We start from the raw sequence: 24,733 nt of genomic DNA, 5'->3' as shown, positions 1-24,733 counted from the left end.
AATCATTTTGTAATTATTCCAATTTCCGCAGCGGAAGCCCAAGGATTTCCGTTAATTTCACTTAAAGCTTCCAACTTAATAAAACTTGCTTCAATTTCATTTTCAAAATAAATTTTCTGCTCAACAGGATTATTTTTTATATTGCTGAATTCACCTTGAATTACTTTATTCCAATTATTGCCGTCTGTACTTGTATAAAACGCAAACTCTTTAATCGTACCATTTACAATTTCTTTTCTTGGAGTGTAAGTAAATCCCTTTAGTTTCAATTTTTCTCCAAGGCTAATTGAAATATAATGCGGATGTTTTGGCGAATCTGGCTTCCATCTTGTTATCCAATTAGAATTTTCATCTCCGTCAATTGCTTTTGCTGCTGCTTCGTTGTTATCGGTTTGCTCACTTGAAACACTTTGTATTTTCCAATTTAATTTACAAATATCGAATTCTTTTGAAACTACATCACTTACGTTATTTTCAGAATCAAACGCGACTGCTTTAATGATTCCGCCGGCACAATAATTAAACGGATCTTTAAATGTCATGGAATTTATATTCGGTTCGTTTCCATCGATTGTATATTTTATTATTGGACCAACTGTTTCGCAACTTAAATTTACAAATCCGGCTTTGTTCCTTGATATTATTGGATTTGAAACTTGTACTTTTTCAAAATACAAACCAAAATTGTTTATCGTAGGATTAAGTCTGGAATCAATAATTTTCACTTTAATTCTGTCAGTGTATATGTCTGATGTGCTGCAAATTCTTTTATAACCGACTGTTGTTCCTTCCGCAATTTTTTCCCACTGATCATCAATTAACGCAAGAACTTCAAATTGAGAAATCCTTTGAGAATAATCCTTGATATTTTCCTGGAATAAAATTCTGTTGAATTTTTCTTTTCTTCTTAGTTTAATTTCAAAATACGGCTGTTTATCATTTTCATTCGGCATCCAGCAAGTTGTAAGTTTGTCATCAATAATATATGCGGGAATGAAATTTTCAGAAACTTGAGAAGAAGCAACTACCGAACTTCCTTCGGCAAGGTTGTTAGCAAATGTTTCGCTTAATTGTTTTCCCACCTTTTTCAAAACGTCAACGTCACGTTCGGAAAACAATCCTTTATTATTCGGCGGAATATTCAGAAGAAAAACCGTATTGCCGCCAACCGACCTGTACCAAATATCAGTGATTTTTTGTGGAGATTTAACATACTGTGCTTCATCTCTCCAAAACCAACCTTCTCTAATTGACGTATTTGTTTCCGCCGGATACCAATGAAGAAATCCGTTATTTTCCAAACAATTTTTTATTTTGCTTAAAGAACCAAGGTCATCATCGGTCATATCGGGCCAAGTCCAATTGTTAATTGTGCCATTAATTGGAATTACAGACCATTCTGATTCTCTTGTATTTCCGGCTTCATTTCCGCACCATCTAACATCGGGACCTTTACCGAATATAACCGCTTGCGGTGCGAGTTCACGAATTAATTCATACCAGGCATTATAAGTATACTGTTGACCGCCTTTATGTTTTGGATGCGCTCCGTCAAACCAAACTTCATAAATTGGTCCGTATTCGGTAAGCAGTTCAAAAAGTTGATTCATGAAATATTCATTGTAATCATCAACAATAAATTTAAATGTTCTTTTATCTTTAAACTCCCGATTTGATTTTTGCGGAATTGTTCGTTCCGTATATTTGCTTCCGTTTCCGTATAATCCTGTTGAACTTTCTATTTGGAAAAGATCTGCCGGCGACAAATAAACGCCTAATTTTAGATTATACTTTTTGCACGATTCAGCTAATTCCTTAAGTACATCTCCATTTCCGCCGCGCCAATCGCTTGATTTTACTGAGTGATCTGTGTATCTGGTCTGCCAAAGACAAAAACCATCATGATGTTTTACAGTAAGAATGACTAATTTCATTCCCGCCGCTTTTACTGCTTCACACCATTGATCCGTGTTAAGCTCAGTCGGGTTAAATATTTTCGGATCTTCAAAACCGGTTCCCCATTCTCTTCCGGAAAAAGTATTTACTCCAAAGTGAATAAACGCTGTAAACTCATTCTGCTGCCAGTCATATTGACGCTGATCCGGCAATACCGATACCGATTTTTTTACCGTTTCCAAATCGGTTGGTGAACTATCTATATTTGATTGTGCAATTATTCCAATATAGCAGCCAAAAATCAATATTGTTTTAAATACGAAACCAGCATTAAATATTTTATTTTTCATAATATTTTTATTTTTTGAAAAAGCTTAAAATTTATTATTTAAATTTTCCAATTAATATTCCGGAAACATTCCAAGCGCTGAAACTTCCGCCTTCTTTTTCACCAATGGGAATTGCAATTTTAAAAGTATGATATCCGGGAGATAAATTATTCAATTCAATTTCTTCCGGAACTGTTACTGTACCTGGACACCAATTTGACCTGCTAAGATCTGATGAGGAAAGTCCATTTTTAAAATTACCGGATGATGGATTTGACAAACGGTAAGTGCCGCAATCATCTCGCCACGGTATAAAACTATAAACTAATTTATCATCAATAAAAATTTCATTTTTCTTTCGATTAAATTCATCACCGTTTTCCCAGCCGCCATGACCTGTACTTGTGTATTTTAATTTAAGCTCTTTTAATCCGTCTGGAATATTTACAGTTACTCTGAGAGAATCATTGTGGAACATTGTTCCGTAATTTTGATTGGACATTTCCATAATGTTTACAGTATTGAAAATGGGTTTAATCCATACTTTTTCTAATTTATCGCTTGGCTCGAATGACGGATATATTTTTAAATTGACAGATGCAATGTGACCGCCTTTATCATAATTACCGATAAAAATCCCAACCCATATTTCTTTTCCATCATTAGGAATTATATCTGTTACGTCTCTTCTGTAAATAACAGAATCCGCCCATTCAAATCCTTGAATTTGAGTATAATCATTAAATTTTCTAACTCCAAAAGGAGTGAAAAATCTCATTAATTCTAAAGGAGGTTCATAATTTTTTGTCGCGCAAACGCCTTGAAACTCATTTTCGTTTTTGTCTTTATAGACCGGCAGTTTATCAATACCGAATTTGAGCGCGTCTAAAAATGTTGTATCATCTTTAACAGGAATGATGAATAAACTTCCGACTCTGTCATAAGCATCTCCATTGGACCATTGGGAAACTTCGGCAAAAACTACTTCACCTTCATTTATAATTGGCAGTTTAATTTTTTTTAATAATACAGTTCCTTTTGAATAGCGATAAGTAAAATTAAGACTACCAGTATTTGGGTTATCGATGGAATCGCCGAAATTTATTTTTTGATGTTCAAAAATTTGTATTGTTTTATATCTGCTGTCAATTAGTTTTCTTAGATAAGAAGAACCGTTAACTTCAACGGCGTTTGCCAAATTAAAATTTAAATTTTCTTCGGTAACTGCTTTAAACTCAATTTTTTCCGCGAATGTTTCATAGTCTTTATTACGAACCATTTTTAATATCAATCCAATTCCTGGTGCGATAGAAATGCTTGGGCTTCCTTTAATCTTCAATTCATTTGTAAACCAAATTTCTATTGTATTGGATTTTATTTTTAAGACGGCTTTTTTACAATTATAACCAAGTATGTTTTCAGTTTCATCCGATATTGCTGCCTGTTCGTAATCTTTAAATGATCTTTTTTGGAAAAATTGATTTTTACCATCATTCATCAGCTGATATGTAAAATTATCATTGTAATTAATAAATTCCTTTTGTTTTTCATATTCTCCTGATTCGTAACCAACTATTCCATTCTTATAAAACATCTTTAAAAAATGATTAGTAGAAATTTTACCGTTATTTTTAAACGAATAGTAAACAATTCCTTCATTAATTTTTTGCTGAGCAATTACTGTTGAAAACATTAACAAAACTAAAACCGCGAATTTTATAAAATGCTTTGATATTTTTAATATACCCATTCTCAGATCCAATTAACTAAAAAATTATTTTGTTATAATTTCCAATTTTATCAATTTTTGATTTCGAAAAATCCCTAAGTCTAATTTTCCTTTCCAATTATTACTTTGGTAAATTTTCAATAATTCGAAAATGTTTTTAACTTCATTACCCTCGCATTCAACAATTACATCCTTTGATTTAAGACCGGCTATGTCCGCCAATGAATTAGAGCTAACATTTAAAATCAATATTCCGCTTTTATCATTTAAACCGGTCGCGGATCTTTCGCCTAAAGTAGTAATACTTTTGATATTCGCACCGAGCCAATTTATTTTTTTATCGGAAACAATGTCTTCATTACTTAAAATTAAAATTGGTGAGTCTGGCTTTTTTGCAAGTCTTTTTAAATTCTTTTCTTGCACACCAAAATTTTGCATACTAAAATTTTTAAATCCTATTTTGTGAACTGGCGATTTATCTGAAATTCTAAAATCTAAATTCTTAGGATCAATAAATTCCGGATCTCCGTAAATACTATTTTTATCAGTACTTTTCATTTGAGTTTTTTCTAAAGAACTTTTATCGGTAAAGAAATTATAATTTACTTCGCTGCCCCAATCATTTAACAAAATATCTTTGTGTTCGGTCATAACAATATTTTTTTTAAAAATATCTTTACTGTTTTTAAACCAAACATGCGGATGAAATCCGTTATTAATTAAAATGTTATTTTCAACAATTCTATTAAATCCTTCACGTAATTTTATACCGCCATTCAGACAAAGATTATTATAAATTATATAATTCGATGAGCCATCATCTAAATCAATATCCCATCCATGATCACATCTAATCCTATTATTTCTTATAATTGTTGTATTTACAGCGTCCAATTTGTATAAATTAGGATTTAAATTAACAAGACTATCAAGAATTTTTCGGTTAGGATGCCAATATCTATCTCTTCCCCACGAATTAAAAGAGCCATGGTCTCCGGTTTCAAGAACGGTATTAAAAATATCGTTAAATTCAATTATGTGCCCACCCCAAGTACCTTCAGAAATATTTATACCGGCTCTTGGAACATCATAAATGCTATTATTTTTAATTATTATATTCATGGACATAGAAATTTGAATACCGCTCGTTTGTTTTTCAATCATTCCGGTTTTGTGAATTAAATTATTTTCAGCTAAACAATTCGATGGATATAATTTATTTTTAGGTCCGCTTATTGTATCAATTTTGCTCATTTCTATAAAATCATAATAATAAAATGATGGTGAGCGAACAGATGAAGTATCACCGACAAACGCAATTCCGGTCGCTCCTACATTATGAATATGATTATTAAAAATTTTTATATTTCTGTTGTAAGAATTAATAAAAATAGCATTTCCGCCTAAATTGCTAAATTCGCAGTCAGATATTTGGATGTTTTCAGTTCCTGAAATAAAAACCGCACCTCCTCTGTAAATTGCCCAATCGCTTCTCAGCAGCTTATCATATTTATCCATAAATGTTCTTTTAGTCTGCTTAAAACTAATTCCAATAATTTTAACATTTTTCAATGGTTCATCAATTGAACCCGAAAGTTCAAAAATATTTTTAAGTACAGAAACTTCAATTTTGCATTTGTTAGGATCAATGCCATTGGAAGGAAATAAATAAATTTTATTAGCGGCTTTGTCATGAAAATATTCTTTAGCCGTATCCAGCTCTTCAAAAACATTCTCTACCATTCTAAATTTGGGATGCAGACCATTTTCGGGTCTATTGTTTTGATGTCCTCCTTCAAGTATTGCTTCACCGTTTTTATCAATTCCAATAATCTTATAATGAAAGTCGCCCCATTCTGCTTTATGTGTAATATGAACAAACGCACCAATCGGATTCTTCCATTTTTTTATTCTTTCTTTAGAGATAACGTCTTCGGCATAACCATTCCAATGACCACCGTTTTCATTAAAATTCGGATACCTGGCAAGTATTTGCTCTTCATCATTTAAATATAACTGGTCAAAATCAACTGAGTTATTTAAATCTGCTTCCCAAATATTATTGTCTAACTTTTTCCATTTTAGATCAAGAAGTTCTGAACCTTTGATATAGGTATTATTTGAACCTGAACCTTGTAAGTTTATTGATTTGAAACGAGGTAAAATTTTTATTGTTTTGCTTAAATAATATTCGCCGGGAAGCAACTTAATAATAATATCATTGTTGGTTTGATCTTTTGATAATTTCGTAAAAACATAATCGAAAGCGCTTTCAAGGTTAGAAAAAGGTTCGCTTTCGGATCCTAAATTCTTTGTTTCCTTATTTGAATCAACATAAATTATTATCTGTTTTGAATTGCAGCTGAAAATTAAAAATGATATTAAAATAAAAACAAAAGCTTTTAAATTTGTTATCATCTGATATACTAATTATTAAATGATAAATTAACAAACTGGTATTTTGAACCATCAAGCGTAATTTGTTTCTCTATGCTTTCACCGTTAATTTGTGCAATAATTTTATACTGAGTATTCGGCAATAAGTTAAAAGTTAAGAAATCATTAAAATCGTGAAGCTCGTCCTTAGTTGTTCCTTCAAAAACAGTTTTATTTTTCAATTGGATTTTAATATTTCCAGTAATTCTTTTACCGTTAGGTCTATCGAATAATCGAATCGCGAGAGTTACTTTACCATCCTCAGCAACTGTTTTACTGTATCTATCTGTCACAATATCCGCATAAATATACGTCGCTGTGCTGTCAAACAACGGCGGAAAAATTACATCCGTTTTTTTAAATGACGCAGCATAAATGCTGTATTTCCAATCCGTATCATCGGAAGTTAAAGCTCTTTCACCAAACCAGGTTTTATCAAGCGGACTTTCTTCCGCGGCGCCTATGAAATGCCAGCCGTTATCCCAAATTTCAACCCATGAATGATTTCCGGATTGATCTTTCCAAAGTGGAACACCGACAAACCTTGCCGGTATTCCAACAGCCCTACAGACATCAATTAGAAGAATTGATAATCCGGTACAGGAGGCTATGCCGGCATCAATGGACTCATAAGGGCTTTGATCAGCTTTTGGTCTCTTTGTTGAATAATGCACATTTACAAGATCCCAAATTTCTTTATTCAGTTTTAGAACGGCTTCAGAAACTGTACTATAGTTCTTAACCATTGAAAAAAATCTATTATAAAAATCCTTTCTCCAATTGTCTCGCCGTTCATTAATATTTGAATATGGCAAAATGTAATTAAGGAAAATTTCTTTTGGAATTTCGTCTTTCCATTTTACGGAATCCATAACTTTATAAGCATATTCCACATTTGTTAAAATATATTCTGACGATAATTTTTTTAAATCTCTTTCGGGCATATTTTCAATTAAAAAATTAAGTCCTTCTTTATAGCCTGGTTCACATTTTTGAAGCGCGGAAACTATTTGATTGGAATTGCTACCCGATAATTTTACAGCTTCTTCAATTTTAGAATTACTAAGGAAATTTTTGTCATTATTTTCGTTTGGATCAGGAGTGGAACATTTTAGAATAAATAGAGATATTATAATAATTATAAAACTTATACTTACTTTTGATTTTATTTTTTTCATTATAAAGTCTCTTTTGTCTTATAAATATCAGTTCGCAAATAAGAAAATATTTTTATATTTAAATTTTTTAGTTATCTTACTTACACGTGTAAGTAAAGTTATATAATATTATTTTAAAATGATATAAAATTGCATAACTTTTTTGAATTTTCTGTATATCCATTGTTCGAAAAACAACGAGACTGTGTTCGACAATTTTAACTTAATATGATATACAATTAAAAACATTCCAACTAAACTGACAGAAATTTTGTTTACACAAATTAATATATTGAGCACATTTCTAATTTATACTTACTTAAGAATTTTGGAGAATTATTTTTATGAAAATCAAATTACTCACATTTTTAATAATGATAATTTTTTTATCATGTTCAACAAATCAGAAAAAAGAAATTAGTATTATTCCCGAGCCTCGGTCAACTATGATAGAAAATGGTGAATTTATTATTTCAGCGGAAACAAAAGTATTTGCGGATAATCAATTTAACGATGCCAATAAATTAATTAGTCAATTAAATATTGTTTTAAAAAGAAGTTCAGGAATGGAGTTAACACAGCAAAAGGAAAATCAGCCGGAAAGCAACTATATTTATATTAAGTATGATGAGTCAATTAAAAATTCAGAAGGATATCAGCTTAGTGTAAATGAAAAAGGCGTAACAATTTCAGCATCCAATTCGGCAGGAATTTTTTATGGAATTCAAACAATTTTTCAGTTACTTCCCGTTGATATTTATTCATTAACAAAGAAAGATATAAAACTTACTGTTCCGTACGTTCAAATTACCGATGAGCCGAGTTTCAGTTACAGAGGAGTTCATCTTGACGTTGGAAGACATTTTTTTAGTAAGGAAGACGTAAAAAAATATATTGATTATTTGGCAATGCATAAAATGAACAAATTCCATTGGCATTTAACCGAAGACCAAGGCTGGAGAATTGAAATTAAAAAATATCCAAAGCTTACAGAAATCGGCGCGTGGAGAAAAGGATCAACGAGCGATGGCAAACCTTACGGCGGTTTTTATACTCAAGAAGATGTAAAAGAAATAGTTAAATATGCTGAAGATAGATTTATTACGGTTATTCCCGAAATTGAAATGCCCGGTCATTCACAAGCCGCGTTAGCTTCTTATCCTGAACTATCATGCACTGGCGGACCATTTGAAGTAGGAACCGAATGGGGCGTAATGAAAGATGTATACTGTGCTGGCAATGAAAAAACATTTGAATTTCTTGAAGACGTTTTAACAGAAGTTATTGAATTATTTCCGAGCAAGTATATTCATATTGGCGGTGATGAATGTCCTAAAGACAGATGGCACGTATGTAAAAAATGTCAGGCAAGAATTAAAAAAGAAAATCTTAAAGATGAGCATGAATTACAAAGTTATTTTATCAAAAGAATAGAAGACTTTTTACTCACAAAAGACAGAAAAATAATAGGCTGGGATGAAATTCTAGAAGGCGGTTTAGCGCCTCAGGCAACTGTAATGTCTTGGCGAGGAATTGAAGGCGGAATTGCCGCGGCAAAACAAAATCATAATGTAATAATGACACCCGGCTCTCACTGTTATTTTGATCAAGCTCAAGGTGACGCTGCGAATGAACCTCATTCATCGGGTTCTAAATTAACATTAACCAAAGTATATTCATATGAACCCGTTCCTGCTGAATTAAATACCGATGAAGCTGAATTTATTTTAGGCGCGCAAGCAAATATGTGGACCGAGCAGCTTCCCGAATTTAAAGATGTGGAATATATGTTAATGCCGAGAATTTCTGCGCTTTCAGAAGTTCTTTGGACGAAAAAAGAGAAAAAAGATCTGAATAATTTTATTAGAAAGATGGATCAGCAATTTGAAAGATATGAAGCTATGCAGGTAAATTATGCAAAGAGCGCGTATAATGTTACAATTGGTACCGATTTTGACGATGCAACAAAAACATTGATGATCGCAATGAGTACCGAATTATCAAATGTAGAAATTTTTTATACTGTTGACGGAAGTGAGCCAACTGAAAAATCAACGAAATACAGTTCACCATTTAAAATTGAAGGCAGTTCAAAAATTAAAGCCGTTACTTACAAAAATGGAAAACTTATGAGTAAGACAACCGAAAAAGATATAAATATTCATAAGGCATTCGGGAAAAATATTACTTTAAAATTTCCATATTCCGAAAAGTATAACGGCGGCGGCAACTTTGGATTGGTCGACGGTTTATACGGTTCTAATTCTTTTGCTGATTCATTTTGGCAAGGATTTGAGGGTGATGATTTCGATGCAGTTATTGATTTGGGAAATATTGACAAAATTAATTCAGTTGAAATGAACTTCATTCAAAGTAATCATTCTTGGGTATTTCTGCCTGAGTTTGTTGAAGTTTCATTATCTACAGATGGTAAGAATTATAACGAACCAGTTAAAATTATTAATGATGTTAATCCCAAAGATGCCGGATCAATAAATAAAAATTTTGCCGCTCAGTTTGAAAATGCTGACGCAAAATATGTAAAAATTCATGCAAAAAATATTGGGGTTTGTCCTGAATGGCATACCGGAGCCGGCGGTAAAGCATGGATATTTATCGATGAAGTAACTGTAAAATAAAGTTTGAGGAAACAAAGTGAATAGAATATTCTTTTTTATAATTCTAATATTTTGGTTTACAAATTCCTTTGCTCAATTAGAACATGAAATTACTGATTACGTTCCGGAAACTGATCTCCTTGCCTTAAATAAAATTGAAAAATGGCAGGATCTTAAATTTGGACTACTTATGACTTGGGGACCATACAGCCAATGGGGCATTGTTGAATCTTGGTCTCTTTGTCCCGAAGACTACGGATGGTGCATGAGAACTGAAGGCAGTCATTCGGATAATTACTACCAATATAAAAAAGAATATGAAAATTTAAAAACAACTTTTAATCCAACTAAATTTGATCCGGATAAATGGGCTAAAGCCGCAAAAGATGCGGGTATGAAATATGTTGTCGCAATGGCAAAACATCATGACGGATTCTGCATGTTTGACACAAAGACAACAGATTATAAAATTACCGATAAAACATGTCCTTTCAACAGTAATCCAAGATCAAATGTTTTGAAAGAAATTTTAAATTCATTCACCCAACAAAATTTTATGGCTGGAATTTATTTCTCCAAGCCCGATTGGCACAACGAATATTATTGGGATCCCTACTTTCCTCCCTTGGATAGAAACGTAAATTATGACCCGGAACTTTATCCTGAAAAGTGGCAAAAATTTGTGGATTTTACTCATAATCAAATTAGTGAATTATTAACAGATTACGGACAAATAGATATATTATGGTTGGACGGCGGATGGGTAGCAAAGCAAAAAGACGAAGTTGCGAATTGGTATAAAAATAGTCTCAAAAATTCACCAAGCGGGTTTTTAAAAAGTAAGATTGTTAATCAAGATATTAAAATGGATGAATTGGTTGTACAAGCAAGAAAACTTCAACCGGGATTGATAGTTGTTGACAGAGCGGTTAAAGGAAAAAATCAAAATTATCTAACACCGGAAAATACTGTCCCCGAAAATGCTCTTCTATATCCTTGGGAATCGTGTATAACTTCCGGCGGCGGCTGGTCCTGGGTTTTCAACGCGACTTATAAATCGTCATACGAACTTGTACACATGCTGATTGACATTGTTTGTAAAGGAGGTAATTTACTTCTTAACATAGGTCCGGGACCGGATGGAACTTGGGATGACGCGGCATATGATAGACTTTCGGAAATTGGTGAATGGATGAAAATAAACAGCGAAGCAATTTATGAAACCAGAGCGTTAAAACCCTATAAAGAATCTAAAATATGTTTCACAAATAAAAAGAATTCCTATACAGTATATGCAATTTATATGGCTGATGAAAAAGAGAATAACATTCCATCGGAAATTTTTATTTCTTCTTTTGTTCCAAAAAACAACAGTAAAATAAATTTATTGGGTTATTCTCAAAACCTTGATTGGAAAAAAGTAGGCAATGGCATTTTAATTTCGGTTCCTAAAGAAATTCAAAATAATCCGACTTGTAAATACGCGTGGACATTTAAGATAAACGACGTCGAAAAGTTTTATAATTAATTATTCATAAAAAGTAAAAGGAGTTATTATTTATGAGAGTACTAATAAACCTTATTTTCTTTGCCTTAAGTATAAATTTATTTGCACAGCTGGAACACGAAATTACCGATTATGTCCCGGAAACCGATCCTTTGGTTTTAGAAAAACTTGAACAATGGCAGGATCTTAAATTTGGACTGTTGATGCATTGGGGAACATACAGTCAATGGGGAATTGTTGAATCATGGTCCATCTGTCCCGAAGATTACGGATGGTGTGAAAGAAAAAAAGGCAGTAATCCGCAAAATTATTTTGAATATAAAAAAGAATATGAAAATTTAAAAACTACTTTTAACCCCACAAAATTTGATCCGGATAAATGGGCTAAAGCCGCAAAAGATGCGGGTATGAAATATGTTGTATTCACCACAAAACATCATGATGGATTCAGCATGTTTGATACAAAATATACCGATTATAAGATCACTTCAAAGGAAGTTCCGTTTCATACAAATCCAAAGGCAAACGTAACAAAAGAAATTTTTAATTCTTTTCGTAAGCAAGGACTTTGGGCTGGCGCTTACTTTTCAAAACCCGATTGGCACTGCGAATATTATTGGGATCCGTATTTCCCGCCGCTTGATAGAAATGTAAATTATGATCCTGAACTTTATCCCGAAAAATGGCAGAAATATGTTGACTTCACTCATAATCAAATTTTGGAATTGCTAACTGATTATGGAAAAGTAGATATTCTTTGGTTAGACGGCGGTTGGGTAGCCAAACAAAAAAATGATATTCAAGATTGGTATGAAAGAAGCGTTAAAAATACGCCAAGCGGATTTTTAAAAAGTAAAATTGTTAATCAAGATATTAAAATGGATGAGTTGGTTGAAAAAGCTAGAAAACTTCAGCCTGGATTAATTGTTGTTGATAGAGCAGTAAAAGGAAAAAACCAAAATTACTTAACACCTGAAAACACTGTTCCTGATAAATCGCTTCCCTATCCTTGGGAATCTTGCATTATTGCCGGCGGTGGTTGGGGTTGGGTTTTTAATCCGCAGTATAAACCATCATATGAATTAGTGCACATGCTTGTAGATATTGTATGCAAAGGCGGAAATCTGCTTTTAAATATTGGACCTAGTCCCGAAGGAATTTGGCCGGATGCGGCATACGATAGATTAAAAGATATCGGCGATTGGATGAAAGTTAACAATGAAGCTATTTATGGTACAAGAGCAATTGCGCCGTTCAAAGAATCAAAAATATGTTTTACAAATAAAAAAAATACAAATACAGTTTATGCTATCTATATGGCTGATAAAGATGAAAAAAATATTCCTTCTGAAATTTTTGTATCTTCATTCGCGCCTAAACCGGGAAGCAAAGTAAATTTATTGGGATCAAATACAGAATTAAAATGGAATAAAATTGGAAATGGTGTTTTAATTTCGGTTCCTAAAGAATTACAAAATAAACCTACATGTAATTTTGCATGGACATTTAAGATTAACGAAATAGAAAAATAAATAATAGGTATTTAAATGAAAAAATTTCTAATTATTTTTTTCAGTTTAATAATTGTAAATCATAACGCTCAAAATCTTGATTCACTTCATCAAGCAAAAATGGAATGGTTTAAAGATGCCAAGCTTGGTATTTTTATTCATTGGGGAATTTATGCCGTTAATGGAATATCCGAATCTTGGTCCTTTTTTAACGGTAGAATTTCACACGAAGATTATTTAAAGCAAGTCAACGGTTTTACAGCGGAAAAATATGATCCTGATTTATGGGTTAAGTTAATAAAAGACAGCGGAGCTAAATACGCTGTTATTACCTCGCGTCATCACGATGGCTTTTCATTATGGGATACAAAATACGGAAATTTAAATGCTGTAAATTCTGCGGCAAAAAGAGATGTGCTTACTCCTTTTGTTAAAGCATTAAGAAAAAATAATTTGAAAGTTGGTTTATATTATTCCCTTCCCGATTGGTCTTATAACGATTATACTGATTTTACCAGAGAAATTAAGAGATATAAAATTAATGACGACCCAAAGCGATGGAATAAATTTTTAGATTACTATCAAGGACAGTTAATAGAATTAGCCGATAAATATAATCCTGATTTGTGGTGGTTTGATGGTGACTGGGAACATAATGCCGATGAATGGCAAGCTGAAAAAGTGCGTAAAATGCTTCTAGATAAAAACCCAAACGTTATTATTAATTCGCGATTGCAAGGCCACGGCGATTATGATACACCCGAACAAGGTCCGCCGGTTATACGACCTGAAGCCAAATATTGGGAATTATGCTATACAATGAATGATTCATGGGGTTATCAGCAAAATGATAAAGATTATAAAACTCCTCAACAATTATTAGACGTATTTGTAGATTGCATCAGCCAAGGCGGAAATCTGCTTTTAGATATTGGTCCTAAAGCAGACGGAACAATTGCCGATGAACAAGTTCATATTCTAAAAGAATTTGCAAATTGGACATCAAAACATAAAGACGCTATTTATGGAACTCGTCAAGGAATTCCATACGATCATTTTTACGGTCCAACCGCTTTATCTAAAGATAAAAAAATTCTATATCTTTTTGTTAAAGGAAATTCAAACGGACAAATTGCTTTAAAAGGCGTAAAAAATAAAATAAATTCAATTTGGGTAGTTGGTAATGGTACTGCCCTAAACAGTAAAACCGTTAGTAAAGTTTATTGGAATGATTACCCCGGAATTACTTTTATTGATCTTCCGGAAAACGTTTTAGATAAATATTATACTGTAATAGGAGTTCTGCTGGACGGTGAAATAGACCTTTACCGAAAAGTAGTTGGAGCAATTGAAAGTAATTAGATAAAATTATTAAAGGCTTAAAATGACAAAGAAAATTATAATTGTATTATGTTCAATTGTTATTATTGCGATTTTTTCGGCGTGTAAATCTGAAATTACAATCGTTGATAATAATTCAACAAATTATAAAATTGTAATTCCTGAAAACGCAAATGACGTTGAAAAATATTCAGCCGAAGAACTTCAAAAATATATTAAGGAAATATCCGGCACCGAGTTAAAAATTGTAAAAGACAATACTTCAGAATCAGATGATGAAATTTTAATTGGCAGAAACAATAGAATTAAAAACCTGAATATTAAAGGATTGGATTCGCTTGGTCTTGATGGTTTCACAATTAAAACTATTGATAAAAAAATTGTGATTGCCGGGGGAAATAAAAAAGGAACTTTGTACGGAGTATATACATTTTTAGATAATATTCTCGGATGTAAAATGTATTCACCGGATGCAATTGAAGTTCCGCGTAAAAATAAAATTACGATTCCCGAATTTTCAATAACTGAAGTTCCTCAAGTAATTTATCGTGAACTTCACTTGCCTTCTGCAAGATCTTCACAGTATTTTTGCGATTGGCATAAACTGCACCATTATTCCGAACGTGAAAAATATTACGGTTCTTTTGTTCATACATTCGAAAGCTTAGTTCCATCTGATAAATATTTTAAAACTCATCCGGAATATTTTTCGGAGATAAACGGAATTAGAATTCCTCATCAGCAATTGTGCTTAACAAATCCGGATGTACTTAAAATTGTAATTGATGAGTTAAAAAGAAAAATGGCTGAAAAACCCGAAGCGGAAGTTTGGGATGTTTCGCAAAACGATAACTTTGGTGTTTGTATGTGCGAATCATGTTCAAGAAGTGATTCGATATTCCAAAGTCCAGCCGGAACCATAATTGATTTTGTTAACAAAGTCGCAAGAGAATTTCCTAACAAAACAATTTCTACTTTGGCATATCAATACACAAGAAAAGCGCCGGTAGGAATAAAACCCGAACCGAATGTAATGGTTGTGCTTTGTACGATTGAATGCGACAGAAGTAAACCAATTTCTGAAAATAAAGATGATCTATTTAACAGAGATATAAGTGAATGGAGTAATTTAACCAACAATATTAAAATTTGGGATTATGTTGTTCAGTTTTCAAGTTATACGGATCCATTCCCAAATTTTCATGTTCTTCAACCCAATTTAAAAATGTTTGTAGATCATGGAGTGAAGTATTTATTTGAACAAGGCAGCGGAGATTCGTGGAGCGACTTTCATGAATTGAAAGCATATGTTTTGGCAAAATTAATGTGGAATCCGGATGAAGATATTAATGCGGTTAAGAACGAATATTTTAACGGCTACTTTGGTAAAGCCGCACCGAAAGTTAAAGAGTACTTTGATTTAATTGATAGTTCATTGGTTAAATCAGGAGATAAACTTATAATTTACGGCTATCCATCAACTGGAAAAGACAGTTATCTTAAGCCGGAATTACTTGATAAATATTCTGAGATTTTTGATGAAGCCGAAAAAGTTGTAAAAGATGACGTGAAGTATCTTAAAAGAGTTAAGGAAGTTAGATTGCCCCTTGAATACGCAATTTTAGAACTTTCCAAATTAAATGTTTCTGCAAAATACTCAATTTTCAATATTGATGATAACAAGGTTTCCGTAAAAGATGGTATGAAGGAAAAACTTTATAATTTTGTTAACGGAGCCAAAGAAGCGGGAATTAAATCATTGCACGAAAGAGGATTGTCACCCGACGAATATTATTCATCAATGCAAAAGTATTTTAATGAAGGATTTACAATACATAAAGCTTATAAAAAGAATGTAAAAGTTATTAGTCAAATTCACCCGAATTATTTGGTTAAAGGACCGCAAACATTAACCGATGGAACAATAGGCGAAGCAAATTATTTTTTCAATTGGCTTGGTTTTGAAGCAACTGAATTTGAAGCTGTTGTTGATCTGGAAGAAATGACCGACATCAATTTAGTAAGAACAAATTTTCTGCAGGAAATAAAATCATGGATTTGGCTTCCAAAATCGATTGAATATTTTGTTTCAGGTGATGATGTTAATTATGTTAAAATCGGTGAAGTAAAAAATAAAATTGACGAACATAAAGACGGCATATTTACTGAACCGTTTACATTAAATGTAAATAATATAAAAGCACGGTACATTAAAGTAAAAACACACAGCTTAATAAATTGTCCTCGCTGGCATATTGGATATAATAACGGCAAAGGCAAAGCATTTATTTTTGTGGATGAAATTATAGTAGACTAATTAATTAGTTTTCATTTATTATAATTTTTACGCCATTTAAATAATTATCGGTAATCTTTGTATTTGAGCAGTTGATCAATTCAATTAATTTACTGGCATTTATTTTCTTGTTGGTTTGAATATTATTATTCTCAAAAAATATTCTGCCGCCGCTTTTTGCTGAAAATGCAGAATTGTATTTTAGTTTAAAAATATTATTCCGCACGTTTATATTTGTATGAATCGGTTTATCCTCAAATGTTTCTATGTTTTCCGGATGAATGTTTATAACCGGCTCTCCGCAATCAATAAATCTATTGTTGCTAATATTTACATTAGTAACATAACCTGACTCATACCAGCTGCTCGCGTCATCGGCAATTAAAATCGCGTTCATATATGTTTTATTAAAATCATTATTTTCGATTATTACTTTTCCTCTAGTTGTTACAAGAATTCCTCTTGTCGGAATTTTTGTAACCGAAGAATTGATAAATTTGAAATCTGGTGTCCAAGTAATATTTTCAACTGCGTCATTTATATCAATTTCATAATTAAGTTTTTCGCTTAATGTAATTATCATTTCTTTTTCATTTAACATTTGTGAATCAATTATTTTATTTTTTCCGTAAGGCAGCAAACTTTTATGATTTATAAATTCAATGCTGTCACCTGCTTTAAAAGCATTAAAGCCATATGTCTGCGGATGCATATATTTTACTTTAATTTTTTTATCTCCTGTAAAACCGACAATTATTAAATGTGTTCCATGTACATTTACCGCGTCATCATTTGCGGAAGATAGATAAGAATTATCTACTTCAATTTCACCTTTACAACTTGAGAAATGTAGTATATCAGCCCAAGCGGATGAGGTTCTTTCGGATTCTATTCTAGGCGCAACACAAAGCGAATCAAAATATATATTTTCACAAAACTGATGGACAAATCCCAAACCATGCATAAAATAAATTTTCGTTCCGCTCCATTTTATATTTTTACTTTCATTTATAAAAAACGCGGCATAATCTCTAAAAGTATCTCTATTTTGATAAATCAATCCTTTTTCAAATCCGGGATTTTTACTGAAATAAATTCTTACTTTATTATTGCCATGATTTTTAAAACGCAAATCTTCGGTAGGAATGCTGACGCGGAAAATTTCATTGCTTGAAGGATTAAATATTTGCCACAACGAATTTGGCTGACAGCTCCAACCTTCACCAATCCAAATTAATTTTTTATTCATAATCTTAAAATCTGAATCTTTATGAATTTTTACATCAGCGTAATTTTTTGAAATATTTTCAACTATGAATTCGGAAACTGTCGGTCTTTTATAGTCAAAACTAAACCCTTTTATGTCGATGTTTTCACAGTTATTTACGCAAACATCAATTGCCTTGCCCCTTAAAATAACATCAGCGCCATAAGCTTTAACATTAATATTTTTCGAATCCAAAAAATAAACGGCAATTGATTTTAACGAATCGGGAGCGTCATTGGTATTACTTAAATTGAATTTTTCCTTAAATGATTCTTGAGGAAAAAGCTCATATTTGCCGGGAGTAAATTCAATCTCAATCGGTTTTTCTTTTGATCCGACTCCAATTATAAATAGTGTTTCGTAAAATTTTCCGCTTGATAATATTTCAATTCGATTACCTTCTGTAAGAAAGTATTGATTAACATTCTTAAAAGTTTTCCATGGCGAACTTTTATCCGTACCAATATTCTCATCATCGCCAATATTAGGATCAATAAAGTAAGTTATATCATTCTTAGAAATAATTCTCTCGCTCTTAAATAAATAATTTTTCTCATTTACCATATTGGCTTTATTGATGAAGGGAATAATAAATGTAAGTAATGATATAATTGAAGAAAAGAAAAAGCGCATAATTTTTTCCAAACTATTTTAAATTGTGAAAATATTTTTTGCAAGTAATAATTTTGAAATAAATTCTAATATAAAATATGCTATTTTTAATTTATTGTTTAGCATAATTTTGATATGAATATCCTTTAATTATGAATTCAAAATATTCTTACAAATCATTGGCGAATTAATTAAGAAAGAACTTATTAAAAAACTAAAACAAGAATCTAAGATATGTACAATTTAATTAGAACTTTAGCCGCAGTATTATTATTTACTGCAATTAGTACCTCAGCACAAGACAACTGGAAACCGGTTGATGGAAATATTAAAACAAGGTGGGCAAAAGATGTTGATCCAAACAATCCGCATCATGAATATCCGCGGCCTAATTTGGTAAGAGATGCTTGGAAAAATCTAAACGGTTTGTGGAATTACGAATTGACAGATCTAAATAGTAAACCAAAATATTTTAGTGAGAAAATTCTTGTCCCCTTTCCTATCGAATCATCATTATCGGGCGTAAAAAAATCGGTAAATGATTCAACTTTGCTTTGGTATAATAGAAATTTCACAATACCTGAAGATTGGAGCGGAAAGAAAATCATTCTTCATTTCGAAGCAGTAGATTGGCAGACAAAAGTTTGGATAAATGATAATTTTGCCGGAGAACATAAAGGCGGATATGATCCATTTAGTTTTGATATTACTGAATTTTTAAAAGACGGAGAAGATCAATCATTAATAATCTCTGTGTGGGATCCGACAGATAAAGGAACTCAGCCTTGCGGTAAGCAGGTTCAAGATCCGGGTGGAATTTTTTATACGTCAACAACTGGCATTTGGCAAACGGTTTGGTTGGAACCGGTTAATGAAAATTATATTCAAGAATATTTTGTCATTCCGGATATTGATAAACATTTGATTAAATTAAAAGTAAATTCATCAGATAATAACTCAGCATCCAAAATAAAAATTGTAATTAAAGAAAATAATAAAGAAGTTAAGACTTATTCGGGAAACTATAATGATACGTTAAAACTTCAAATTGCAAATCCAATTTTATGGACCCCGGAAAATCCATTTTTATACGGATTGGAAATTACACTGTTTAATGAGGATAAAGCAACAGATAAGATAACCGGTTACTTTGGAATGAGAAAAATTTCTTTAGATAAAGATTCATTTGGCAGACTAAAAATATTTTTGAACAATAAATTTGTTTTTCAAAACGGACCGCTTGACCAAGGATTTTGGCCTGATGGAATTTATACAGCGCCAACCGATGAAGCTTTAAAATCAGATATAGAAATTACCAAAGAACTTGGCTTTAATATGATGCGTAAACATGTAAAGGTTGAGCCGAGAAGATTTTATTACTGGTGTGATAAACTTGGTATTCTTGTTTGGCAGGATATGCCTTCAGGTGACGCGAAAATTGCCCCAGATGAAAAAGATATTGTTCGTTCAAAAGAATCTGCAGAGCAATATGAATTTGAATTAAGCAGATTGATTTCAACACGCTTCAATAATCCAAGCATAATAATTTGGGTTCCTTTCAATGAAGGCTGGGGTCAATTTGATACTGAAAGAATTACGAAAAAAATAAAAATGTTGGATCCTTCGCGATTGGTAAACAATACAAGCGGATGGAGCGACAGGAATGTCGGCGATATTTATGATATTCACAGTTATCCCGCACCGAGAATGCCGGAAGCTCAGAAAGAAAGAGCGATTGTCATAGGCGAATTTGGCGGTTTGGGATTGAGAATTGACAAACACGTTTGGACTAATGAAAATTGGGGTTATGTATCATTTACCGATCCAGAAAAATTATTATCCGACTATGAAAAATATTATTCGAATATTTGGGAATTTGTCAAAGATTCTGCTCTAAGCGCGGTTGTTTACACACAAACAACCGATGTTGAAACCGAGGTGAACGGATTGCTCAGTTATGACAGAGAAATTATAAAATTAAACAAAACCGCTTTACGTAAAATCAACACAAACAATTATGTTAAAGCGCCAAAAATTAAACCAACGGGCGGACTAATTAACAAAGGGCAAAAAGTAGAAATTTTCTCTGATCAACCGCAATCAATTTTTTACACATTGGATGGTACTGAACCAAGTATGAGTTCCGCACTTTATTCTTCGCCAATTATAATTAATTCTAATTCTGTGTTAAAAACAAAAGTAATAATTGATAATAATGAAAGCAGAACAATATCGGAAGATTTTAAAATTACGGAAATGAATCAGCCTGAATATATTTTCCCCTTTAGCGAAAGATTTCAAGCCGGCGGCGCATTTGCGTTAATAGATGGAGTTAAAGGTTCGGAAATATACAGTGACGGCAAATGGCAAGGATTTGACGGGAATAATTTCGAAATTATTTTTAGCGGACTTGATTCAAAAAATATTAAAGAAATTAAAATTAACTTTCTGGAAGATTTAGATAAGTGGATTTTCTTTCCATCAGAAGTAAATTTGAAATATTCTAATGATGGGAAAAATTATACTTTACTTAAATCAATTAAAATTGATCAGCCTGCAGATTACCGCGACGCGTCAATTAAAAGTATATCTTTTGATATGAAAAACGTAGACTTTACAATCGTTAGAATTGAAGCCGTTAATATAAAAGTATGCCCCGTTTGGCATAAAGGTTCTGGCGAAAAGTCATGGTTATTTATTGATGAAGTAGAATTTCTTAAATAATAATTATTGCAGATACTAAACCAATTTATATTTATAGAAATATTTTGTATTTTACTTACACGTGTAAGTAAAGTAGTTATTTGGCATATAAAAATTGTCGAATAAATAATTTTTTTATTTTTTCTAAATATTGTTCCCGGGGGTTAAATGAATTTCAAACGATTTTTAATTTTATTTTTTTTAACAACATTAACAACAATTGTAAACGCACTGCCAGATCATATTGTTACAATCCACAAAAATCCCAAAAATGAATATATTATTTCAGTTAATACTCAAGCTCACATTGACTATGGTTTTTCATTTCCAATAACGTATAAATTTTCAATAGAGCAAAATTTTTCTGATATAGTTGTTAAGAAAAAATATTTAGAAAGCAATGAATGGATCAATATAAATAAACTAAATGTGAATTTTTACAATCATCATGAAACTTACAGAATAGATACAGTTAACAGTTTGATTTATATGTCAATTGGATTTACAAATGTTTCCGATACGGTTTATTTAAAAGCTGAAAATAATTTAGGCGAAACAATTAATCTTGAATTCAAAGAAATTACAAAATTTTATGATAACCGAGACGCAGCCGTTACCGCCAGCGCAGATGATATGGCAAGCTGGAGTCAAAATAAATTTAACGCGACAATCGCAAATTTTTTACAGTATAATTTGTATTTAACCTTGGCAATGAATACATCAGGAATGAGTAAAGAAACATATAATTTTGTACAGGATAAATTAAATACCGGATTTATTGAAGCGGGGGTTCATACAAGAACGCATCCCGGTTGGGCAGCTTACGATGATTATGATTCTGAAATAACTGGCTGTAAAAACGATATAATAAATAATTTGGAATTACCAGAACTTTATAGAAACGGAGATAAAGAGTATGTTTATAGTTTTATTGCGCCGAACGGATATTTTGACGAGATAATAGATTCGCTTGTCGGGCAAAATAAAATGCTGGTGAACAGACTTTATCATAATGATTTTTTTGACGGTTTTGCCGAATGGAATGACAAATCCGGCACTTATGTTCCCTTTACAGTAACAAGAGCTTTTGATCCGCCCGCTTCTCAACTCGGCTGGGGAATCGGAACAAATGATATAAATGATTTAAATGGTAAGTTTGATGAAGTTACTTCAAACAGCGGAGTTTATCATTTAATGTGCCATCCAAATGTTATGGAATGGGACAAGGCTTATCCATGGGAACATTTGGAGTATATCAGCAACAAGAGTAATTTATGGTATGTTACTCTGGGTCATTTATACCTTTATCATTTAGCGCAGCAAAATTATGTTTATGAAGAATTGGTAGGCATTAATGACAATAAACTGCTTACGGCAAAATTAACTTTATACCAGAATTATCCAAATCCTTTCAATCCGTCAACAACTATTAAGTTTACAATTCCGGAGAATAACTCATTTGTAAACCTAAAAGTATTTGATGTGCTCGGAAGAGAAGTTCAAACTTTGGTGGAAGGTGTTAAACATAACGGCTCTTATTCAGTAGAATTCAATGCTAATAATTTATCATCCGGAATTTATTTATATAAACTGCAAGTTAACTCTAACGTAACATTTAAAAAAATGACGCTAATTAAATAATATAAATCAATTATGAAAAAATTATTTCTTTTAGGATTATTTTTATTTTTCAGCGACTTAAATTTTGCGCAAGTTTGGCTTGTTGATCCGCTGCAGCCTATTTTTCCTGATTCAAATGATTTGTCAAATTATTCGGCAAATTGGGCGACTGAATTCCCTTCCGGTACAATTGCGGATGTTCATTTAGTGGCTGAATTACCATTAGGAAATGAATACAAAATTTCAGCTTCACTTAATGGAAATGGTTTTAAGAGTAATTTTTATGAATTAATTGATGTTCCCGTTGAACAAAATACTGGTTTAGACAGCCGAACTGAAATTTATACAGATCAAAAAAATCCATATGTAATAAGAAGAGCTCCATTTAGAATTTATGAAGCGATTAAACCTCTAAAAGAAAATAGATTTTTCGCAAAGAATAAATTTACCGCGTTAAGATTGGAAATCCCCGAAAACTTAATTGAAGAGATAAATAATTACTCGGTTGAAATTAAAATTGAAGGGGAAAATTTTTCTAAAACATGTACATTCAATTTTAAGGTTTATCCCGCCAAAATACCGAACATAAACAATAGTAATTTCTTTTACACAAATTGGTTTAATCTACAGCAAATGGAAAGTTTCCATAACGTTGAACGGTGGTCTGATAAGTGGTTTGAAATGCTTAATAAATATGCGCAATTAATGGCGCACGGAAGACAGAATTCAATTACAATTCCCAATGAAGTCTTTCAAATTAAGGATGATGAACTTACACTTGACGAAAATAAATTATTAAAATTTATAAATGTCTTTCGCAAATATGGGTTTAAATATTTTGAGGCTCCACACTTGATGTATAGAGGAGATGAAGATAATTGGGAAGATCCGGAATTAAAAGTATTGCTGACTAAGAAAAGATATTACAACGAAAATGGAAGTCATGATATTGAAACATTAGTTTATCTAATTAAAAATTTTGCTCAAGAAAACGATCTCACAAATAATTGGCTGCAGCATATTTCTGATGAACCAACCGGCGCCAACGCAAAATGCTATAAAGATGTTGTCGCTCAAGTAAAAAGTATTTTTCCCGAAGCAAAAATAATGGAAGCTACAAATGACCGAGACAGTATTGCGGGAGCTATTGATATTTGGTGTCCGCTTATAAATGATTTTCAGGAAAATGAATCGTTCTTCAGAGAACGTGAAAAGTACGGCGAAAAAGTTTTGGTTTATACTTGCTTAATTCCCGGCGGACCTTGGTTAAACAGAACTCTTGATATGGAAAGGATTAGACAAGTTTATTTCGGCTGGGCTGCGGCATTTTATAATACCAGCGGATATTTGCATTGGGGATTAAATCAATATTGCGCAAACCCTTATGAACAAAGTGTCGTAAAACATCCATCCCCTATTGCCGGACCAACAAATTATTTACCGGCGGGAGATACTCATATAATTTATCCGGGAGAAGACGGTCCACTTTCTTCAGTCCGTTTTGAAGCTCATAGAATCGGCTGTGAAGATTACGAGCTTTTACAAATGTTAAAAATTAAAAATAAAATTTTGTATGATAAATTAGTTAATCGACTTTTTCAAAATTATACTTCATATAACAAAGATTTAAAAATTTATCGGGATGTTAGAAAAGAACTTCTAACTTCATTGGAATAATTTTCTTCATATAATTTTAATTAATTAATTTGCC

13 protein-coding genes are annotated in these 24,733 nt (G+C 32.0%); 8 read left to right on the top strand and 5 right to left on the bottom strand.

Annotation, left to right across the window (positions count from 1 at the left end; all coding sequences use genetic code 11):
- Nucleotides 1-2: 2 nt before the first annotated feature.
- The 4 genes from IPK06_02690 to IPK06_02675 are packed head-to-tail and all read right to left on the bottom strand — an operon-like array spanning nucleotide 3 to nucleotide 7,568.
- On the bottom strand, nucleotides 3-2,246 hold the full coding sequence (locus IPK06_02690; protein MBK7978923.1) for an alpha-L-fucosidase: 2,244 nt from the start codon (nucleotides 2,244-2,246) through the stop codon (nucleotides 3-5).
- 34 nt (nucleotides 2,247-2,280) lie between these two features.
- Nucleotides 2,281-3,975 carry a peptide-N-glycosidase gene (locus IPK06_02685; GenBank protein MBK7978922.1) on the bottom strand — a complete coding sequence of 565 codons (1,695 nt, stop codon included), beginning with the start codon at nucleotides 3,973-3,975 and terminating at the stop codon, nucleotides 2,281-2,283.
- Nucleotides 3,976-3,999: 24 nt separating this feature from the next.
- The gene (locus IPK06_02680; protein ID MBK7978921.1) at nucleotides 4,000-6,372 is read right to left on the bottom strand and encodes a PDZ domain-containing protein; all 2,373 of its coding nucleotides are present in this window, start codon (nucleotides 6,370-6,372) and stop codon (nucleotides 4,000-4,002) included.
- A gap of 8 nt (nucleotides 6,373-6,380) precedes the next feature.
- The gene (locus tag IPK06_02675) at nucleotides 6,381-7,568 is read right to left on the bottom strand and encodes a transglutaminase domain-containing protein (protein ID MBK7978920.1); all 1,188 of its coding nucleotides are present in this window, start codon (nucleotides 7,566-7,568) and stop codon (nucleotides 6,381-6,383) included.
- 323 nt (nucleotides 7,569-7,891) lie between these two features.
- Between IPK06_02675 and IPK06_02670 the strand changes: the two genes are divergently transcribed.
- Genes IPK06_02670 through IPK06_02650 form a run of 5 tightly spaced genes read left to right on the top strand, consistent with a single transcriptional unit; the run spans nucleotide 7,892 to nucleotide 16,841 of the window.
- Nucleotides 7,892-10,186, top strand: coding sequence for a family 20 glycosylhydrolase (locus tag IPK06_02670; GenBank protein MBK7978919.1), 2,295 nt, complete (start codon nucleotides 7,892-7,894; stop codon nucleotides 10,184-10,186).
- A gap of 25 nt (nucleotides 10,187-10,211) precedes the next feature.
- On the top strand, nucleotides 10,212-11,693 hold the full coding sequence (locus IPK06_02665; protein MBK7978918.1) for an alpha-L-fucosidase: 1,482 nt from the start codon (nucleotides 10,212-10,214) through the stop codon (nucleotides 11,691-11,693).
- A 32-nt stretch (nucleotides 11,694-11,725) separates the two neighbouring features.
- A complete protein-coding gene (locus IPK06_02660) occupies nucleotides 11,726-13,204 on the top strand; it encodes an alpha-L-fucosidase (GenBank protein ID MBK7978917.1) in 1,479 nt (492 codons plus the stop codon).
- A gap of 15 nt (nucleotides 13,205-13,219) precedes the next feature.
- Nucleotides 13,220-14,545 (top strand): alpha-L-fucosidase, encoded by a 1,326-nt coding sequence (locus IPK06_02655; GenBank protein MBK7978916.1) that lies wholly within the window; start codon nucleotides 13,220-13,222, stop codon nucleotides 14,543-14,545.
- A 22-nt stretch (nucleotides 14,546-14,567) separates the two neighbouring features.
- Nucleotides 14,568-16,841, top strand: a complete 2,274-nt coding sequence (locus tag IPK06_02650) for a DUF4838 domain-containing protein (GenBank protein ID MBK7978915.1) — start codon at nucleotides 14,568-14,570, stop codon at nucleotides 16,839-16,841.
- 4 nt (nucleotides 16,842-16,845) lie between these two features.
- Here the strand turns inward: IPK06_02650 and IPK06_02645 are convergent, their stop codons facing one another.
- Nucleotides 16,846-18,720, bottom strand: coding sequence for a hypothetical protein (locus tag IPK06_02645; protein ID MBK7978914.1), 1,875 nt, complete (start codon nucleotides 18,718-18,720; stop codon nucleotides 16,846-16,848).
- Nucleotides 18,721-18,933: 213 nt separating this feature from the next.
- Here IPK06_02645 and IPK06_02640 point away from each other — a divergent pair, with 213 nt between their 5' ends.
- From IPK06_02640 to IPK06_02630, 3 genes are all read left to right on the top strand, one after another.
- Nucleotides 18,934-21,423, top strand: coding sequence for a chitobiase/beta-hexosaminidase C-terminal domain-containing protein (locus tag IPK06_02640; GenBank protein ID MBK7978913.1), 2,490 nt, complete (start codon nucleotides 18,934-18,936; stop codon nucleotides 21,421-21,423).
- A 966-nt stretch (nucleotides 21,424-22,389) separates the two neighbouring features.
- Entirely contained in the window at nucleotides 22,390-23,043 is a 654-nt protein-coding gene (locus tag IPK06_02635; GenBank protein MBK7978912.1) for a T9SS type A sorting domain-containing protein, read from the top strand.
- Nucleotides 23,044-23,055: 12 nt separating this feature from the next.
- The gene (locus tag IPK06_02630; GenBank protein MBK7978911.1) at nucleotides 23,056-24,699 is read left to right on the top strand and encodes a DUF4091 domain-containing protein; all 1,644 of its coding nucleotides are present in this window, start codon (nucleotides 23,056-23,058) and stop codon (nucleotides 24,697-24,699) included.
- The last annotated feature ends 34 nt before the right edge of the window (nucleotides 24,700-24,733 follow it).

It is taken from the genome of Ignavibacteriota bacterium (genome assembly GCA_016713565.1).
GTDB lineage: Bacteria > Bacteroidota > Ignavibacteria > Ignavibacteriales > Melioribacteraceae.
This window is presented reverse-complemented; position numbering and strand designations above follow the sequence as displayed.

What these genes read in the sequence shown, in the direction of transcription:
- IPK06_02690 (MBK7978923.1), bottom strand. Translation starts at nt 2,246, where the DNA reads ATGAAAAATAAAATATTTAATGCTGGTTTCGTATTTAAAACAATATTG.
- IPK06_02685 (MBK7978922.1), bottom strand. Translation starts at nt 3,975, where the DNA reads ATGGGTATATTAAAAATATCAAAGCATTTTATAAAATTCGCGGTTTTA.
- IPK06_02680 (MBK7978921.1), bottom strand. Translation starts at nt 6,372, where the DNA reads ATGATAACAAATTTAAAAGCTTTTGTTTTTATTTTAATATCATTTTTA.
- IPK06_02675 (MBK7978920.1), bottom strand. Translation starts at nt 7,568, where the DNA reads ATGAAAAAAATAAAATCAAAAGTAAGTATAAGTTTTATAATTATTATA.
- IPK06_02670 (MBK7978919.1), top strand. Translation starts at nt 7,892, where the DNA reads ATGAAAATCAAATTACTCACATTTTTAATAATGATAATTTTTTTATCA.
- IPK06_02660 (MBK7978917.1), top strand. Translation starts at nt 11,726, where the DNA reads ATGAGAGTACTAATAAACCTTATTTTCTTTGCCTTAAGTATAAATTTA.
- IPK06_02655 (MBK7978916.1), top strand. Translation starts at nt 13,220, where the DNA reads ATGAAAAAATTTCTAATTATTTTTTTCAGTTTAATAATTGTAAATCAT.
- IPK06_02650 (MBK7978915.1), top strand. Translation starts at nt 14,568, where the DNA reads ATGACAAAGAAAATTATAATTGTATTATGTTCAATTGTTATTATTGCG.
- IPK06_02645 (MBK7978914.1), bottom strand. Translation starts at nt 18,720, where the DNA reads ATGCGCTTTTTCTTTTCTTCAATTATATCATTACTTACATTTATTATT.
- IPK06_02640 (MBK7978913.1), top strand. Translation starts at nt 18,934, where the DNA reads ATGTACAATTTAATTAGAACTTTAGCCGCAGTATTATTATTTACTGCA.
- IPK06_02635 (MBK7978912.1), top strand. Translation starts at nt 22,390, where the DNA reads ATGCTGGTGAACAGACTTTATCATAATGATTTTTTTGACGGTTTTGCC.
- IPK06_02630 (MBK7978911.1), top strand. Translation starts at nt 23,056, where the DNA reads ATGAAAAAATTATTTCTTTTAGGATTATTTTTATTTTTCAGCGACTTA.